Here is a 16,834-nt window from a genome sequence, read left to right on the forward strand (position 1 = left end):
TGCGCTGCGGTGATGGAGGTTGATGTCGCGAGACGTAGGCGCTGCTGCCCGGTGGCTTTCAGCGGAACGGCGGCGAGTAGAGCAGGCCTCCGTCTCGCCACAGGCGGTTGGCGCCACGCTCCAGCCCGAGCGGCGTGAGGTTGCGATCGTAGCTTTCGGCGTAGTTGCCGACCTGCCGGATTATGTCGAAGGCCCAGGCTGGGCGCAGTCCGAGCATCGGCCCGAAATCGCCCGCGACGCCAAGCAGGCGCTGAACGGTCGGGTTGGCAGAGGCCCGCATCGCCTCGGCATTCTCCGAGGTGACGCCGTATTCTTCCGCCTCCTGCATCGCCCAGACCGTCCAGCGGACGATGTCCGCCCAGCGGTCGTCGCCATGCCGCACGACGGGAGAATAGGGTTCCTTGGAGATGATGTCGGGCAGGATGACGTGCTCGGCCGGGTTGGGGATGGAGGCCTGCAGCCGCGCGCCAAGCAGGCCTCGGTCACTGGTGAGGGCGTCGCAACGCCCGCTGAGGTAGGCGCGCACGAGGTCGGCGCCGGTCTCGATGATGACCGGGGTGAACTGCATGCGGTGCTGGCGGAAATAGTCGGCCAGGTTCAGCTCGGTTGCGCTGCCCGGGTTCACGCAGATCGTGGCGCCACCGAGGTCGCGCGCCGATCGCGCACCGGAGGAGCGGCGCACGAGGAAGCCCTGCCCGTCATAGTAGTTGATGGCAGTATAGTTCACCGCCAGCCCCGCATCGCGGGCGAAGGTCTAGGTCACTTCCATGGTGAGCACGTCGATCTCGCCGCTCTGAAGCGCCGGGAAGCGGGTGAGCCCGGTGACTGGCCGGTAGCTGACCTTATCGGCGTCGCCGAAGATCGCCGCTGCGAGCGCCCGGCAGATGTCCACATCGAGGCCGCGATAGACGCCCGCGCTGTCCGGTGCGGCGAAACCCGGAATGCCACTATTCACGCCGCAGTTCAGCACGCCGCGCGCCTGGACGACCGCCAGAGTGTTAGCCGACGGAGGTGAGGCTGGCGCGAGCGCCTGGGCACGGGAGAGCGTCGGAGTGGCCGTCGCGATGAGCAAGGCTAGGTACGATAGGAATACAGGTCGGCAAGCGCGCATGACGGAGGTCCTCCTCTGCTGGATCAGAAATCATATATGATTATCCGTCAACCTATATGATGTTCGTCAGCCCGCGACCACGACGCAGGACTTCATCGCCTGGGCAAAAGCGCAGCGCGACCCTGTCCCCTACGCCTCCTCCGACATCGGGGCGACGAGCCATCTCTCCGCGGAGCTGTTCATGTACATGGCGGACGTGACGATGCTGCACGTACCCTATCGCGGCGGCAGCGAGCCCGTGCAGCCGCGGCATCGCACCGATCGGGAGCACGCCGGCAGAGTTCAGCGCCTATACCGCGCGTGAGAATGCAAAGTGGCGGGAGGTCATCCGCAGCCGAAACATCCGGGCAAGCTGAAGGAGCGGAGGCCGCCGGGCGGCCGTCAAGGCGGACGCTGCCTGGTTGCGCCAACCCTGCGTACGGAGGCCCGATGCCTGCGGGACGCGGCGCCGGGCGGGGCGGCGTCGTCGCCCCCGGTCGCGCGCAGCCAGGCTGCGAGTTGCCGAATGATCGGCAACGGCTCCTGGTCCGCCCGGACGCACAGGTAGTAATCCTGCCCGTCGGTGACGCCCCGCGCCGACAATTGGACAAGCAGGCCGGCGCGCAGCTCCTCCTCGATCAGCACTGGTCGCGTCAGCGCGATGCCAAGGCCGGCGAGCATGGCGGTCCGGGTCAGCAGCCCGTCCTCGCAGACAATACCGCGCAGCGGTGCCGAAGGCGGTGCGCCCGCGCGGTCCAGCCAACTCGCCCATTGCTCCGTGCTGCCATCATGGATCAGCGGCGCGCGCCCGATGTCCCGATCGCTGCCGAACGGACCGTGGCGCGCGATGAATACGGGGTTGGCCACCGGAAACGCTTCGCCGGAGAACAGCCTTTCGCTGGTGTAGCCCGGCCAGTCGCCGACACCGAAGCGCAGCGACACATCGGCCGCATCGCTGGAGTAGTTGCGATACCGCGCATACTGAATCTGAATCTCGACATCCGGGTGGCGCGCCATGAAGCGCCCGACGCGCGGCAGCAGCCAACCATTCGCCACCAAGGGCAGGGCGCTGATCGTGACCCGCCGCGGCAGGCGATTCCGGCGGATCTGCTGCGTGGCGCGCTGCAGCAGGATGAAGGCCGGGCTTACCGCCTCGAAGTATCGTCGCCCTTCCTGCGTCAGCGCGAGGCGCCGCCCGCGCCGTTCGGTCAGACGGATGCCCAGCAACTCTTCGAGCCCGCGAAGCTGGTGGCTGACGGCGGAGGGCGTCACGCCCAGCTCGCGCGCCGCCTGCGCGATGTCACCCAACCGCGCGAAGGCTTCAAAGCAGCGCAGGGCGCCAACCGGCAGTCGCTCCATCTCATGAGATGAATTCATCTGTTGTTGCATAATTCATTCATGTGAGCCACCGCAATGGGTCACAGTGACTGTCGGAACTTCGAGCCAGGACGGACCGGCAGCATGGCGTTGCATTTCGACCCCGCGGAGCTTCGGGCGCGCATCGCGCGCGTCACTGATCGGCTACGCGCCGAGTGTCTCGACGGAATCCTGCTGTTCCGGCAGGAAAGCATGTACTGGCTGACCGGCTACGACACGGCCGGATATTCCCAGTTCCAGTGCCTCTGGCTGGGCGCCGATGGCGGGATGGTGCTGCTGACCCGCTCCTCCGATGTGCGGCAGGCGAAAATCACCTCGATCATCGAGGATGTCCGCCTGTGGGTTGATGCCGCCGGCGCCAATCCGGCCGCCACGCTGAGAGAGACGCTCGGCGAGCGGATCCGCCCCGGCGCGCGCATCGGCGTGGAGTTCGCCTCCGTGACGTTGAACGCGCAGCGCGGACGGATGCTGGAGGCAGCCTTCGCACCGGACGTCGAGCTGATCGACGCCTCCACCCTTATCGCCTCCTTCGCCGTGGTGAAATCGCCGGCGGAACTTACCTATGTGCGCGAAGCCGGGCGCATCGCGGACGAAGCCTGGCGCCAGGCACTTGCGGCTTGCACGCGCGGCAATTCGGAATCCGACATTCTCGCCGAGATCTATGCAACGGTGATCCGTTCAGGCGGCGACCCGGCGGCCGGCCGCTTCGTCTGCGGTGCCGGGGACAATGCGCTGCTCTGTCGCTACTTCACCGGCAAGGGGCGGATCGGTGCGACCGACCAGGTCAACATCGAATTTGCTGCCGCCTATCGCCACTACCACGTCGCGCTGATGCGCACGGCGCTGACCGGCGCTGCCAGCCCGGCACAGCGCCGCATGCATGAGGCGAACATCGAGGCCCTGGCCGCCTGCCGCGACCGCCTCCGCCCCGGCCACAGCTACGGCGATCTGTTCGAGGCTCATGCGAGCGTACTGGACCGCTACGGCTACAAGCATGCGCGGCTGAATGCCTGCGGCTACAGCCTCGGTGTTTCCTATCCACCCACCTGGATGGAATGGCCGATGATCTACGCGGGCAATCCGGTGGCACTGGAGGCCGGCATGGTGGTGTTCATGCACATGATCCTGCTCGACAGCGAGACCAACCTTGCCATGTGCCTGGGCGAGACCTTCGTCGTCACCGATGGCGCGCCGGAACGGCTCTCAGCCCTCGACCACGATCTGCCGTTGGTCGTGTGATGCTCCAGGGCGCTGGTCAGTCCGTCGAGATCCAGGGGCTGAGCAAGCGCTTCGGCGATGTCCTCGCCCTGGATCGCGTCTCCCTGACCGTGCAGCCTGGCGAGTTCATGGCGCTGCTCGGCCCGAGCGGATCGGGCAAGACCACCATCCTGATGGCGGTGGCTGGCTTCGAGCAGGCGGATTCCGGCGGCATCCGCATCGGCGGCCGAGCCATCGATCGGTTCCCGCCGCACAAGCGCGACATCGGCGTGGTATTCCAGCGCTACGCCTTGTTCCCGCATATGACCGTCGCGGAGAACCTTGCCTATTCCCTGCGTCGCCGCGGCGTTGCCGCGGCCGAGACGGCCCGCCGCGTCGAGGAGACCCTCGCACTGGTGAAAATGGAGGGCTATGGCGCGCGCGGCGTGGACCAGCTCTCCGGCGGCCAGCAGCAGCGCGTCGCCATCGCCCGCGCGCTCATCTTCCGCCCCGCCGTGCTGCTAATGGACGAGCCGATGAGTGCGCTCGACAAGAAGCTGCGCGAGCACATGCAGATGGAACTGCGCCTGCTTCATCGCGAGCTTGGCGCCACCATCATCCTGGTAACGCATGACCAGGAGGAGGCGTTGTCCATGGCCGATCGCGTCGCGCTGCTGCATGAAGGCCGCCTGCGCCAATTGGGCACGCCGGCGGAACTGTACCGTGCGCCGGCCGATGCCTTCGTGGCCGGTTTCATCGGGCGCAACAACTTCCTGCCGATCGCGGCTGGCCCGCCATGGCGCCTGCGCGGCTGCGGCACCGACCTTGCCACTGTGCTGGCCGAGGACAGCGCCACGCCACAGGCCGGCCATGTGCTGGCGATCCGACCGGAGCACATGACGCTGCTGCCGCCTGAAGGCTCCGGCGGCGAACCCTGCCGCGTGCTGGAAGCCGCCTTCGGCGGGGCACGGCAGATCGTGCTGGTCGAAGCGGCGGGCCACCGCATCACGGTCGAGGCCGCGGCCTCCGATCACCTCTGGCAGCCAGGGCAAGCCGCCAGCCTTCACTTCAACCCCAGGACCGGCCGGATCTTTCCGGCACCCGGCCCGCAATGACGAAAGGTAGGACGACGATGTCGAAGCATCTGAACCGCCGGCGTCTCCTCGCCGCTACGGTGCTTGGTGGCGCCACAGCCATGCTGTCGCGGCCCGGCCTCGCGCAGAACAGCCTGCGCGGGACCGGCAGCGTCATCGTGCATTTCGGCGGCGGCACCATGGGCGACGCGCAACGCATCGCCTATTCCGAGCCGTTCGAGCGCGAGACCGGCATCCGTGTCATCCATCAGGCCGGCGTCACGGCAGGCGTGCAGCGCGCCGCGATCCTTGCCGGCGCGCCGAAGCACGATGTCGCGAACATCTCCGGCGGCTCGATGGCCGCCTTCGAGCAGGACAACCTGCTGCTGCCCATCGACTACGGTTTCTGGAATGAGCGCGACCGCGCGGGCTACGACATCGTGCCGGCCGCGCGCCTCTATGTGCCGGCGATGCTCTATTCCATGGTGATCGCCTTCGACGCGCAGCGCTATGCGAGCCGTGCGCCGCAGAGCTGGGCCGACGTGTGGAACGCGCGCGACTTCCCGGGGCGGCGGACACTGGCGGCCGGCGCCAACGCTGCCGATGGCGCGAGCTACGAGATCGCCCTGCTGGCCGATGGCGTGAAGCCCGAGGATCTCTACCCGATCGATTGGGAGCGCGCGCTTCGCAGCCTGGACAAGATTCGTCCCGAGGTGACGAAGTGGTGGGCCAATGGCGCGGAATCCGTGCAGCTCCAGGTGGATCGCCAGGCGACCATCGGCAGCGCCTGGAATGGCCGCATCGACGGCGCCAACGACCAGGGTGCACGGATCGGCAAGAACTGGAACCAGGGCATCCTGCAATGGGCCGGCTGGGCGATCCCGCGCGGCGCCGCCAATGCCGAGAACGCGCAGAAATACATCGCCTTCATGAGCCGGCCCGAGCCGCAGGCGCGGTTCTCCGAAATCATCACCTACGGGCCGACCAACTCGCTGGCTTTCAACCACATCCCCGCCGATCGCGCCGCGCTGCTGCCCACCGCACCCGCCGTGAAGGACCTCCAGATCGTGCAGAACTATACCTTCTGGAACGCGGTGGATTCGACAGGACAAACCGGGCTCCGCCGCGCCATCGCTGAATGGGAGCGCTGGGTCGCCAGCCGGCGCTGAGGCAGCGCGCGTGACCGGCGCGACCCGCAGGGAGCGTGGACGGGCGGCGATGCTGCTCCCCGTGCTGCTGTTGCTGGCGCTCGGCTATCTCGGCCCGCTCGGCATGGTGGCTTGGACCAGCCTGCGGCGAGCCGGACAGACCAGCCTGGCTGCCTATGCCGAGATCCTCGCCCAGCCGGTCTTCCTCGACATCTTCGTCCGCACGCTAACCACGGCGGGCCTTGTCACGCTGCTCTGCGCCGCCATCGGCTATCCCTTCGCCTATCTCGTCGCAACGCGGACACGGGGCTGGGCGGGGCTGGTCATGGCGCTGGTAGCGGTGCCCTACCTCACTTCCATCCTGATCCGGTCCTATGCCTGGGTCGCCATCCTCGGTGGCGGCGGGCTGGTGAATCGCACCCTGATGGCGCTCGGCTTGATCGAGGACCCGCTGCGCCTCGTCTTCAACAGCTTCGGCAGCTATGTCGGCATGGTGCAGGTCCTGCTGCCAATGATGGTGCTGCCGCTCTACGCCGCGATGCGCCGCATCGATCCGACCCTGCTGCGGGCTGGTGCGAGCCTCGGCGGCGGGCCGGCTTCCGTCTTCGCGACAGTGTTCCTGCCGTTGTCGATGCCGGGACTCGCCGCCGGAGCGGCGCTGGTATTCCTTTCGGCGCTGGGCTTCTACATCACGCCGGCACTGCTGGGCGCGCCGGGCGACTACATGCTGGCCCAGGCCATCGAAGTACGCGTCACGACGCTGGCGGAATTCGACGTTGCCGCGGCGCTGTCCTGGATGCTGCTCGCGATCGTCGCTGTGCTGCTGTTGACCCTGCGTCGGTGGATCGTGCCGCTGGGCGAGGAACAGCCGGCGGCTCGGCCGAACCGCGTCCGCATCGGCACATCGGCGGCTGCCGTCTTGCGCCTGGTCCAATGGGCCGGCGACGGCCTCGCACCGCTGGCCGGGCCGTTGCTCTGGCTTCATGGCGCATTGGTGCTGACCTTCCTGTTGGCACCGATGGTCGTAGTCGTGCTGATCGCCTTCAGCAGCGCACCCTATCTGACCTTCCCGCCGCCAGGCTATTCCTGGCGTTGGTTCATGGCCTTCTTCCGCGATGCCAATTGGCTGCAGGCTGCCTGGTTCAGCCTATGGATCTCGACGGCGGCGGCCGTGGCGACACTGGCGATCAGCACGCCCTTCGCCTTCGCCCTGGCACGAGGCCGTTTCGCCGGGCGCCGTCTGCTCTGGCTGCTGGCTGTCTCGCCAATGATCCTGCCGCACATCGTCATCGGCCTGGGCCTGTTCTTCACCTTCGTCGCTTTGGGCTTGAATGGCCATCCGGTCAGCTTCTGGATCGCCTATGCCGTGACGGGGATGCCCTATGTCGTCATCGTGCTGGTCTCGGCGCTCGGGCGGTTCGACCGGGACATGGAGCGTGCCGCGTCGAGCCTTGGCGCCGCGCCGCTGACCGTGTTCCGCACCGTGACGCTGCCTCTTCTCGCGACATCCTTCGCGACAGCCTTCCTGTTTGCCTTCCTCAGCGGATTCGATGACCTGATCATCGGTCTGTTCCTGAGTTCGCCACGCGGCACGACCCTCGCGATCCGCATGTGGGAGGACATCAGGCTCGAGATCAGCCCGAAGACCGCGGTGGTCGGGGCGCTGCAACTGACCGTGCTGCTTCTGGTGCTCGGTGCGCGAGCGCTGTCCGGATGGGTCGGGCAGCTAGGCAGACAAGGGACTTCGAGCTGAGGTTGTCCAACCTGCTGCGTCCGGCCAAAGGCAACGACGCGAGGGTGACAAGACCTGCGCCGTCGAGCGTAAGTCTTTGATGGCAGCATCGCATCAGCGGTGACGAGGACCTTACCGAACGCTCTCAGCCACGCGTAAAGGAGGCGCCCTGCGAACACCGCAGTGCGTCAGTCCAAAATCGCTCCCCGGCCATCAAGACGCCTTCCGCCATTGCTCAACAGCTGACGTCTGGCGCCCCGGCGGCTACCCAATCGACATGCGCGGTGTCCGCGGCTGGGTATAGAGCGTTGCTTCCTCGGTTCCTGCCGGCCAGCCGCCCTTCGGCAACCCGACATTGCGCGACGAGGGATGCGCCGCGACGAAGGCCCGGTCGATCGTTACACCCAAGCCGGGCGAGGTGGGCAGCAACACATGCCCATCCTCGATGACCGGCCCCGCGTCGTTGATCACCTTGAGCCGTCCTTCCCAGTCCGGGTCCATGCGCTCCAGGATCAGTGCATTGGGGATCGACGCCATCAGATGAATCGCGGCGAATTCCGCCACCGGCCCCAGCGATCCGGAATGCGGTGCGATTGACGCGAAGCGCGCCTCCGCCAGCGCGGCCAGTTTGCGCAACCCCGTCAGGCCGCCGGCGCGGCCGGTATCGGGCTGCAGCACATCCACGAGATTCTCGAACAGCAGCGGCGCGCAGCCATGCAGCCCGCCATGCCGCTCGCCGGAGGCCAGCGGCACATCCACCGCGCGGCGCAGGGCGCGATAACCCTCGATGTTCTCCGGAGCGAGCGGTTCCTCCACGAAGAGCGGTCGCAGCGGCGCCAGCTCACGGCAGATCGCGATGGCATCAGGCAGGGTCAGCCAGGGCGGGCCATGCAGATCGATCATCAGGTCGATATCGGGGCCGACCGCATCACGGATCGCGCGCGCCTTCTCGACCGGATTGGCGACGCCGCCGGTCTTGATGGCGGTATAGCCCTTCGCCAGCGCGGCCAGTGCCTGTTCGGGCGTGGCCGCATGGGCGTAGCAGCGAATGCGGTCGCGCGACGCGCCGCCGAGCAGCTGCCACACTGGCACGCCCAGCGCCTTCCCCTTGATGTCCCACAGCGCCATGTCGATGGCCGCAATGGCACCCTGACCGACCACGCCGCTCATGCCATGGCCCATCATCGCAACCGACAGGCGCTGTGAGATGCGCTCGATGTCGAAGGCACTCTCGCCGACCAGCACGTATTCGAGGTCACGCACGGCGACCTCCACCGCGCGTGGCCATCCGCTGCCTTCGCCCAGGCCGACGATGCCCGCATCCGTCTCGATGGTGACGAAGAGCCAGTTGCGCGTGGCGGTGACGATGGAGTTCTTCACATCCGCGGTCCAGCCCGAGACGCCGAGCGGCCCCGCCTGCATCAGATGGGTGCGGATGGCGGTGATGCGTGGCGTGCTCATTGGGCGGTCATTCCTGTTTCACGGATCAAGGCGCCCCAGCGATCAAGCTCGGACAGGTAGAAGGCCTGGAAGTCTTCCGGCTTCGCGCTGGTCTTGGGGACGATGGCGATCCTGGTCAGCGCCTCCGTGACGGTCGGCGCGTTCACCGCCTGGTTTAGTGCGGCGTGCAGGCGGGCGACGATGGGTTCCGGCGTGCCGCTGCGCACCAGCAGCCCGTGCCAGGACTGGAAGATCACGTCCCGGCTGAGGCCGGCATCGACGATGGTCGGAACCTCCGGCATCGGCTCAAGCTTCGTGTCCTGCATCGTCAGGATGATGCGGATCTGACCGGCACGCGCGAGGTCGAAGTGATACGGCGCGACGGGCTCGAACATCGCCGCGGTGTCGCCGGCGATGAGCGCCTGCACCGCCGGGTTACCGCCGCGGAAGACGATGTGCTGGTACTTCAGCCCGGTGGCACGCGCGAGCAGCGCGACGCCAAGGTGGGAGGAAGTACCCACGCCGCCGGAACCGAAGGGCACTTCGTCGCGTGCCCCTGCTGCGATGACATCCCGCACTGTCAGGAAGCCGGATTTGTTGCTCGCCAGCAGGACCACCGGAAGAGCACTGATCTGGCCGACCATGCGGATGTCGTTCCGCGGGTCGTAACCGACATTCATCATGCCGGGGTTGGTCGCCAGATTGATGGCGGCGAAGCCGATCGTGTGACCATCCGCCGGCGCCCGCGCGACGGCCTGGGTGGCGAGGTTGCCGCCGGCGCCTGCACGGTTTTCGACCACCACGTTCTGTCCGAGCAACGGCGAAATCTCGCGCGCGATGAGGCGCGCCACGAAGTCGATGGATCCGCCGGGTGCGAAGCCGATGGGCATTGTAACCGGCCGCGTCGGCGACCAGCCTTCCTGGGCCCGCGCCACGGCGGGCGCGGTCAGCGCGGCGGCCAGCGCCGCGCGTCGTGTTGTTCGGATCATTGGTTCGTTTCCTCGTTCAACCGGGCGAGCAGGTCGCGCTTGGCCGCCATGGCATGGCCAAAAGCCGCGGCGGCAGCGGCTTCCGGGTCGCGGGACGCGATGGCGGCACGGATCTCGGCGTGCTGCGCCACGGCTTCTTCGGCGCGGCCGGTGCCGAAGCCCACACGCAACCGCACCGTGTTCACGAAGGCGCTGCGGGACCGGAACAGGGCGGCGGCCTGTGGGTTGTCGGCGGCGGTCACGGCCAATTCGTGGAAGGCATCGTTGGCGACAAGCGCCGCATCGACGTCACCGCGCGCCGTGGCGGAGGCATAGGCCTCCTCCTGACGGATCATCTCGGTGATCTGCGCTGCGGTGATACGCTCGGCGGCACGCCGCGCGAACAGCGCCTGCAGCGACCCGCGCAGGTCGTAGAGGTCCCCAACCAGACGCGCATCGAGCACCGGCACCACGGCGCCGCGATGCTGGCGCATCTCGACAAGCCCTTCGCCTTCCAGGCCGAGCAGGGCCTCCCGCACCGGGCTGATCGACACGCCGTGCTCGGCCGCCAGGCGTGACAGCGTCCGGTGCTCGCCGGCAACCCATTCGCCGGCGAGGATTTCGCGCCGAAGTCTTTCGCGCAGGCGGGCATAGGCGGGGGTGGACAGTGCGAGTGCGTCAGGGGCCATGCACAAATTTTGACATTCGATTTTATAAAATGCAAGATCGAGTAGCTATCAGGCCTTGTGCCTTAAGCGAGCGATCGGGAGCCGCGCACTCCGGTCGAAGACGTTGGCCAGAGGTGCCTTTTGAAGCTGTGCGATGCGACCGTCATGGAATATTCGGCCAGTCCCTCCAGTGCGCGGAGCGTGCGGCGGCGGCCTTGCGGGTGAAGTGCGCGCCTGCGTCAATACTGGCGACGCGCAGCCTTCAGACGGCGCGCGATGGAGCCGCCGCATGACCGAACCCGCACGTCGCCCCGATCCGCTGATCTGGGGACACGGCCCCCGCACCCTCGAGATCTTCCTGGAGCCGACCTGCCCCTACTCAGTGCGCAGCTTCAACAAGCTGGACGCGTTGCTGGCGACGGCGGGCGCGGACCTCATCTCGGTGAAGCTGCGCCTGCAGTCGCAGCCCTGGCACATGTATTCGGGCGTCATCGTGCGGGCGATCCTGGCGGCTTCCACGCTGGACGGCGGCAAGCAGGACGCGAAGCGCGTGATGCAGGCGGTCAGCGATCATCGGGAGGAGTTCGAATTCGAGAAGCACTGCCGCGGCCCGAACATGGATGTGACGCCAAGCCAGATCATAGCGCGCATCGAGCAGTACAGCGGCGTCAGGCTGGCGTCGGCCTTCGACAACCCGGAACTTCAGGCCGAGATCAAGTGGCACGCGAAGTATGCGCGGCAGAACGGCATCCACGTCTCCCCCACCTTCATGATCGACGGGCTGGTGCAGCCGGATATGAGCAGCGGCGATACCGTGGAGTCATGGGTGACGCGGATGCTGCGGTAGGCCCACCACTTTGTCCTGCGGCAGCAGTGCTGCAACCGCAGCCCGTGATGCCGCACCCAGCAGTTCAACACCACCACCAGCATGGGTCGGCTGACGCTGAACATGCTGCTGTCCTTCGCGCAGTTCGAGCGAGAGGTCACCGGTGAGCGCATCCGCGACAAGATCGCGGCCTCCAAGCGCAAGGGAATGTGGATGGGCGGGTCGGCTATGGCCGTCCGCCGACGCATACGCAGTTCAAGCCCGGGCAGAGCGGCAATCCGAAGGGGCGCCCTTCTGGGTCGGCTAACATCACCACGCTTATCGAGGAGACGCTAAACGAGAAGGTCCCGGTTACGGAGGGTGGCCGGCGACGCTCGATCACCAAGGCGAAGGCGATCGCTAAACAGCTTGTGAACAAGGCTGCACGCGGCGACCTTCAGGCTACCCGCCTTCTCCTGCCGCAGCAAAAGGCCGCCGCCGCCAACCCCCAGCAGGCGGAACCGAACACCTCGACCAACGCGTCGGCGACATCCGCACCGACGCCGTCGATCGACTACTCGAAGCTCACGACAGCGGAGATGGAGAAGCTGTATGAGGCGGCACTCATCATCGAAGGTCAGAGGAAGGAGCGCCCTCCCCCGCCTCTACCGCCGGGAGATCCGGAGGACACGCCAACCAAGCACGGCTGGGTGCTGCCGATTGCACACACGTATAGCCACGTTGATGTAGCGACTTCGCGGGACACTCGACTCCTCGATGCCAAGATCCGCACGCCTACGGCAAAGGCGATTTCCGGCTCCCTGTAGGGCGATCTCTCGATCGACAGCCCTCCCAATTCAGGTCAGAAACACTGTCGGAAAACTCTCCCCATCGCCGGACTGGTTTCCAGTTTTAGGGTCACGGCGATGGCCCACAAAATTTTCTCCTGAATCACTCGATGGGAACTGGTCACGCGTAGCTTCAATACGGTCGGCTGACCGTCGGCGGCTGCTTTGACACAGCGGATGCGGCTTCCCAACGGAAGGCCTTGCCCATCTGGCGAAAAGGTCCGGCGGCGTGTTGCTGGCGGATCAGGGGGCGCTGCGGCCGTCAATAGTGATGTCAGGCGGTGTGGCGCGCCTCATAAGTCGGATGGTCGCCCGGTCGGCCAGGATCTCACGCAGCCATGCCACTCCACCTTCGCCGATCATGCCCTACTGCGGTTCGAAATTCGCGCTGCGTAGGAGCGCGGCGTTTCGAATCAGATCCGCCTCGATGAATCGCTGTGCATCCGCGACACTCTGTACCACTGGCTCGAAGCCCATGCTGGCAAGCTGGCGCACCATATCCGGCTCGGCCATGGACTCGGTCAGGGCACGGTTCAATTGCTCGGCGATATCCGTCGGCAATCCGCGCGGCCCCCAGACTCCATACCAGGAATTGAACTCGAAATCGGGCAGCCCGAGTTCCCCCGTCGGCAAAATGTCCGGCGCCAGAGGCGACCGTTCCGTGGCGGCGATGGCCAGCGCGCGGAGCTGTCCGCTGCGCACCAGCGGCAGCACCGATGGGATCACGGCAAAGATCGCCGGCACGCTGCCGCCCACCACATCCGCCACCGCCGGCGCCGCGCCGCGGTACAGCACCAACTCCATCTGGGTCCCGAAGCGGCGGTTGAATTCGATGCTCGCCATAGTCGCGGGCGCGCCCATGGAACTGACGGCAAAAGTCCAGCGATCCGGCGCGGCGCGCACCGCCGCGACCATCTCCTCGATACTGCGCACCGGCAGGCGTGGATCGATGCTCAACAGCACCGGCGCCCGCGCCGTGCGCGCGATCAACACGAAATCCGCGACCGGATCGTAGGGCACGTTGCGCATCACCAAGCGTGACGTCGGATGCGTGGCATCGGAACCGAGCAGCGTGTAGCCATCGGGCGCCGCTTGCCGAACGAGATCGGCCCCGATGGTCCCGTTGGCGCCGGCGCGGTTGTCGACGACCACCGTGACGCCCAGCTTTTCCTGCAATTTCTGGGCGGCGAGTCTGGCCATCGCATCGGTCGCGCCACCGGGCGCATAGGGCACGACCACGCGAATGGGCCGGTTCGGCCAGGACCTGCCCTGCGCGAAGACCACGGATGCGCACAGGCCCGCGCCAGTGACACTGGCAGATAGAAGTGTCCGTCTCAGCATGGCCGCAACTCCTTCTTGGAAATCCAACAGACCGGTTGGCAACCCCGTGACGACGGACCTACCGTCACGCGCGACGCCGATGGAGATTTCGCCCAATGACGGGTCCGCTGGACATCCTGTCGCGCTGCGACACACCCACCATCTCCAACGCGCTGAACATGCTGCGGGGCAAGACCACCGAGGGGTATACGCGCGGCCGGCCGGTCGCGACCGAACCTGGTGCCGCGCCGGTCGCGGGCTATGCGATCACCATGCGGATCGTGACCTCCGAAGCCCCGCGCCTGTCGGAGGCAGCACTGCGCGACATCCGCTACGCGCATTACCGCGCCGTCGCCGCCGCACCCCGCCCCGCGATCGTCGTGGTGCAGGATATCGGCACCGAGCCTGGGGCCGGAGCGCTGTGGGGGGAGGTGAATGTTTCCGTCCATCGCGGCCTTGGCGTGTCCGGGGTGCTGACCGACGGCGCAGTGCGCGACCTGGATGCGCTGGGCACGGGGCTGCCGATTCTGGCGGGGCATGTCCGCGTCAGCAGCGCGCAGGCCCATATCGTGGAAATCGGTGTTCCGGTCACGGTCTTTGGTCTGGCTGTCGCACCTGGCGCGCTGCTGCACATGGATCGCCACGGCGCGCACACGATCCCGCCCGACCTGCTGCCGCATTTGCCGGCGGCGGTCGCGGCGCTGCTGGCGCGTGAGCGTGCGATCATCGACCTGACCCGCGACCCTGACTTCGATGCCGAAACGCTGATCCGCACCTGGGAGAAAATGTCGGCGGCCCACTGATGCCTAGTCCCCGTCCGGGATGCGCGGCGCGGCGCGGAACACTTCGACCGTCTGCTGATAGCGATCCGGGCGGCCGTGGATGCAGGCGTATTCCAGGGCGTCGCCGTTGCGCGCGAAATAGGTGCGTTCCAGCCGCAGCAACGCCGTGCCGACCGGAACCTGCAACCGGCGCGCCAGGTCCGCATCCGCCGCCTCGGCCGAGGAAACCTGCCGCGCGCGGTACCCCGTCACGCCGCAATACCGCTCCACCAGATGCAGCAACCGGTTGCTGCGAAGCTGCTCCGCCCAATCCTCCGGAAAACGATCGGCGAAGGCGCCGGCGATATAGATACGCGCATAGGCGTAAGGCCCGGCCTCGCTCGCGCGCAGCCAGCCGAAGCGGGCGAGCCGTGAACCTGGCGCCAGTTGCAGTTTGCCCGCGATCTCGGGATGGCTGTCGGCCGGCAGCAGATCCAGCGTCGGGTCTTCCATGCGGCCGCGGAAGCCGCGATCCACCATGTCTTCCAGCGACTGTGCGACCCAGTGCGGGCTTTCGGCTTCAGGGTCCAGCACGAAGGTGCCCTTGCCCGCCTGGCGCCGCACCAGGCCCCGGCTGACCAGTTGGTGCACCGCCGCGCGCACGGTGTGTCGGCTGACACCGAATTCCCGCAGCAACAGGTCCTCGGTCGGCAATTGCGCGCCCACGGGATAGCTGCCGCCGGCGATGCGCCGTTGGAGGGTCTGGAATATCCGGTAGTAGGCCGGCGTCGGATCGCGGGTGATGGCTCCGTTGCCCTGAAAATCGTTCATGCGCGCGCTCAATCCGAATGTTTCGCTCCCAGCGTCAAGCAGAAGAGGCGGGTGCGGACCTCTTGCTGTCCAATTGTACGTATGTTTGTATCTTCGTGGAAGGCCAAGACCACCACCACCGCTGTTTGAGGAGCCATCGCGTGCTGCAACAGGTGCCTACCACCGCCGCGACGACGCCCGAGCACTCGCCGGGCCCAACGCGCGAACTGGCGGCCTTCCTGGCCGGCCTGGTGCCGGAGGCGGTCCCGGTCGCGGCGATCGACGCGGCCAAGGTCATGGTGCTGGACCTCCTTGGCTGCATGCTGGGCGCGATGCGGACGCCGGAAGTGGCGATGGCCGCGGGCGTGATGGAAGCGCTGGGCGGCACGCCCGACTGCACCGCGATCGGCTTCCGCTTTCGCACATCCTGCCAGAACGCCGCCTATCTCAATGGCGTTTCTTCGCATGTGATCGAGTTGGACGACACGCACCGGGATTCCATCACCCACGTCGGCTCCCCGGTCATCCCGGCGGCGCTGGCGATGGCCGAACGGGGCGGGGCCAGCGGCCTGGATTTCCTGATGTCCGTCGTCGTGGGCTACGAGGCCTGCCTGCGCGTGGCCAATGCGGTGCAGCCGTCGCATTGGCGCCGCGGCTTCCTCAGTATGGGTACCTGCGGCACCTTCGGCGCCGCCGCAGCCACGGCGCATCTGCTGGGACTTGATGCGGACCGGCTGGCGGATGCGCTCGGCCTCGCCGGCATTCAGGCAGGCGGGCTGAACAGCAGCATCTATGGCGAGGGTGACATGGGCAAACGCCTCTGCCCTGGCCATGCCGCCGGCACCGGCATCGTATCCGCCCTGCTGGCCGAACGCGGCTTCACCGGCAGCCGCAACATCTTCGAACAGCGCAAGGGTTTCTGTGAATCCTTTGCCGATGAATACGACATCTCCCGCGTTACCGCTGACCTGGGAAAGGTGTGGGAAGTCGCTCGCACCAGCCTGAAACCCTATTCCTGCTGCCGCTACAACCACGCAGCGATCGATGGCCTGCTCGACATCATGCAGGCCGAATCCGTCGTGGCTGGGGACATCGCCGGCATCACAGTACGCACCTACGACATCGCCGTGACCAACCGGCCGCATCGCGTGCAGCCGCACACCTTGTTCGATGCCAAGATGAGCATCCCCTTCAGCCTGGCCGTCGCCGCGCGCAAGGGCGCCCTGGCCGAACATGACTTTACCGAAGACCTGCTGGCCGACACCAGTTTGCAGGCGTTCGCTGGCCAGGTGCGGATCGAGGCCGATGCCGTCATGTCCGCCGCCTTCCCGCGTGAATGGCCGGCCGAGGTGCAGGTGGCCCTGCGCGACGGCCGCGACTTCTCCCGCCTCGTGCCCTATCCCAAGGGGGAGCCGGAAGCGCCGATGACCCAGGCGGAAGTGGAAACCAAGTTCCGCGACCTGGCCCATGTCGCCATCACCCCGGAGGCGGCAAACCAAGTGATCGCGCTGGTCAACGGGCTGGACCGCGCGACCGACGTGGCGCCGCTGATGGCCGCGATCACCCAGGGCCTGCGCAACTAGCGAACGCGTTGTCG

Annotated in this window: 16 protein-coding genes and 2 pseudogenes; 10 read left to right on the forward strand and 8 right to left on the reverse strand. The window is 67.0% G+C overall.

Annotated features, from left to right (window positions below):
- Positions 1 to 58: 58 nt before the first annotated feature.
- Both AAFN86_RS29645 and AAFN86_RS29650 read right to left on the reverse strand, forming a co-directional pair.
- Positions 59 to 727 carry a hypothetical protein gene (locus AAFN86_RS29645; RefSeq protein ID WP_408906634.1) on the reverse strand — a complete coding sequence of 223 codons (669 nt, stop codon included), beginning with the start codon at positions 725 to 727 and terminating at the stop codon, positions 59 to 61.
- Positions 728 to 754: 27 nt separating this feature from the next.
- Positions 755 to 1,072 (reverse strand): transporter substrate-binding domain-containing protein, encoded by a 318-nt coding sequence (locus AAFN86_RS29650; protein ID WP_408906635.1) that lies wholly within the window; start codon positions 1,070 to 1,072, stop codon positions 755 to 757.
- Positions 1,073 to 1,190: 118 nt separating this feature from the next.
- Between AAFN86_RS29650 and AAFN86_RS29655 the strand changes: the two are divergent.
- Positions 1,191 to 1,415: pseudogene (locus AAFN86_RS29655) on the forward strand (tripartite tricarboxylate transporter substrate-binding protein); the annotation flags it as partial.
- Positions 1,416 to 1,492: 77 nt separating this feature from the next.
- On the opposite strand, the gene AAFN86_RS26030 reads toward AAFN86_RS29655, so the two are convergent.
- Positions 1,493 to 2,467, reverse strand: a complete 975-nt coding sequence (locus tag AAFN86_RS26030) for a LysR substrate-binding domain-containing protein (RefSeq protein WP_347546534.1) — start codon at positions 2,465 to 2,467, stop codon at positions 1,493 to 1,495.
- Positions 2,468 to 2,551: 84 nt separating this feature from the next.
- Between AAFN86_RS26030 and AAFN86_RS26035 the strand changes: the two genes are divergently transcribed.
- Genes AAFN86_RS26035 through AAFN86_RS26050 form a run of 4 tightly spaced genes read left to right on the forward strand, consistent with a single transcriptional unit; the run spans position 2,552 to position 7,638 of the window.
- Positions 2,552 to 3,706, forward strand: coding sequence for a Xaa-Pro peptidase family protein (locus tag AAFN86_RS26035; RefSeq protein ID WP_347546535.1), 1,155 nt, complete (start codon positions 2,552 to 2,554; stop codon positions 3,704 to 3,706).
- On the forward strand, positions 3,706 to 4,779 hold the full coding sequence (locus AAFN86_RS26040) for an ABC transporter ATP-binding protein (protein WP_347546536.1): 1,074 nt from the start codon (positions 3,706 to 3,708) through the stop codon (positions 4,777 to 4,779). Before AAFN86_RS26035 ends, AAFN86_RS26040 begins: the two co-directional genes overlap by 1 nt.
- A gap of 17 nt (positions 4,780 to 4,796) precedes the next feature.
- Complete coding sequence (locus tag AAFN86_RS26045) at positions 4,797 to 5,906, forward strand: extracellular solute-binding protein (protein ID WP_347546537.1); 1,110 nt, start codon at positions 4,797 to 4,799, stop codon at positions 5,904 to 5,906.
- Between the two features lie 49 nt (positions 5,907 to 5,955).
- On the forward strand, positions 5,956 to 7,638 hold the full coding sequence (locus tag AAFN86_RS26050; RefSeq protein WP_347546538.1) for an ABC transporter permease subunit: 1,683 nt from the start codon (positions 5,956 to 5,958) through the stop codon (positions 7,636 to 7,638).
- 243 nt (positions 7,639 to 7,881) lie between these two features.
- Here the strand turns inward: AAFN86_RS26050 and AAFN86_RS26055 are convergent, their stop codons facing one another.
- Genes AAFN86_RS26055 through AAFN86_RS26065 form a run of 3 tightly spaced genes read right to left on the reverse strand, consistent with a single transcriptional unit; the run spans position 7,882 to position 10,714 of the window.
- On the reverse strand, positions 7,882 to 9,078 hold the full coding sequence (locus AAFN86_RS26055; protein WP_347546539.1) for a mandelate racemase/muconate lactonizing enzyme family protein: 1,197 nt from the start codon (positions 9,076 to 9,078) through the stop codon (positions 7,882 to 7,884).
- Positions 9,075 to 10,046 carry a tripartite tricarboxylate transporter substrate binding protein gene (locus tag AAFN86_RS26060; protein ID WP_347546540.1) on the reverse strand — a complete coding sequence of 324 codons (972 nt, stop codon included), beginning with the start codon at positions 10,044 to 10,046 and terminating at the stop codon, positions 9,075 to 9,077. Before AAFN86_RS26060 ends, AAFN86_RS26055 begins: the two co-directional genes overlap by 4 nt.
- Positions 10,043 to 10,714: a GntR family transcriptional regulator gene (locus AAFN86_RS26065; RefSeq protein ID WP_347546541.1), complete on the reverse strand. Its 672-nt coding sequence runs from the start codon at positions 10,712 to 10,714 to the stop codon at positions 10,043 to 10,045. The genes AAFN86_RS26060 and AAFN86_RS26065 overlap by 4 nt, the downstream gene beginning before the upstream one ends.
- Positions 10,715 to 10,982: 268 nt before the next feature.
- Between AAFN86_RS26065 and AAFN86_RS26070 the strand changes: the two genes are divergently transcribed.
- From AAFN86_RS26070 to AAFN86_RS26080, 3 genes and pseudogenes are all read left to right on the forward strand, one after another.
- Positions 10,983 to 11,540, forward strand: coding sequence for a DsbA family protein (locus AAFN86_RS26070; RefSeq protein ID WP_347546542.1), 558 nt, complete (start codon positions 10,983 to 10,985; stop codon positions 11,538 to 11,540).
- Between the two features lie 54 nt (positions 11,541 to 11,594).
- Positions 11,595 to 11,741, forward strand: a pseudogene (locus AAFN86_RS26075) (recombinase family protein); the annotation flags it as partial.
- A complete protein-coding gene (locus AAFN86_RS26080; RefSeq protein ID WP_347546543.1) occupies positions 11,729 to 12,325 on the forward strand; it encodes a DUF5681 domain-containing protein in 597 nt (198 codons plus the stop codon). The pseudogene AAFN86_RS26075 and the gene AAFN86_RS26080, both read left to right, overlap by 13 nt.
- A gap of 387 nt (positions 12,326 to 12,712) precedes the next feature.
- On the opposite strand, the gene AAFN86_RS26085 is transcribed toward AAFN86_RS26080, so the two are convergent.
- A complete protein-coding gene (locus AAFN86_RS26085) occupies positions 12,713 to 13,822 on the reverse strand; it encodes a tripartite tricarboxylate transporter substrate binding protein (protein ID WP_347546544.1) in 1,110 nt (369 codons plus the stop codon).
- On the opposite strand from AAFN86_RS26085, the gene AAFN86_RS26090 reads away from it, so the two are divergent.
- Entirely contained in the window at positions 13,783 to 14,469 is a 687-nt protein-coding gene (locus AAFN86_RS26090) for an RraA family protein (protein ID WP_347546545.1), read from the forward strand. The genes AAFN86_RS26085 and AAFN86_RS26090 overlap by 40 nt on opposite strands.
- Before the next feature lie 3 nt (positions 14,470 to 14,472).
- On the opposite strand, the gene AAFN86_RS26095 is transcribed toward AAFN86_RS26090, so the two are convergent.
- On the reverse strand, positions 14,473 to 15,258 hold the full coding sequence (locus AAFN86_RS26095) for a GntR family transcriptional regulator (RefSeq protein ID WP_347546546.1): 786 nt from the start codon (positions 15,256 to 15,258) through the stop codon (positions 14,473 to 14,475).
- 140 nt (positions 15,259 to 15,398) lie between these two features.
- Here AAFN86_RS26095 and AAFN86_RS26100 point away from each other — a divergent pair, with 140 nt between their 5' ends.
- Complete coding sequence (locus AAFN86_RS26100) at positions 15,399 to 16,820, forward strand: MmgE/PrpD family protein (RefSeq protein ID WP_347546547.1); 1,422 nt, start codon at positions 15,399 to 15,401, stop codon at positions 16,818 to 16,820.
- Positions 16,821 to 16,834: the final 14 nt, after the last annotated feature.

Origin of the sequence: Roseomonas sp. CAU 1739 (genome assembly GCF_039839775.1) — a bacterium.
In the GTDB taxonomy this organism is placed as follows: domain Bacteria; phylum Pseudomonadota; class Alphaproteobacteria; order Acetobacterales; family Acetobacteraceae; genus Neoroseomonas.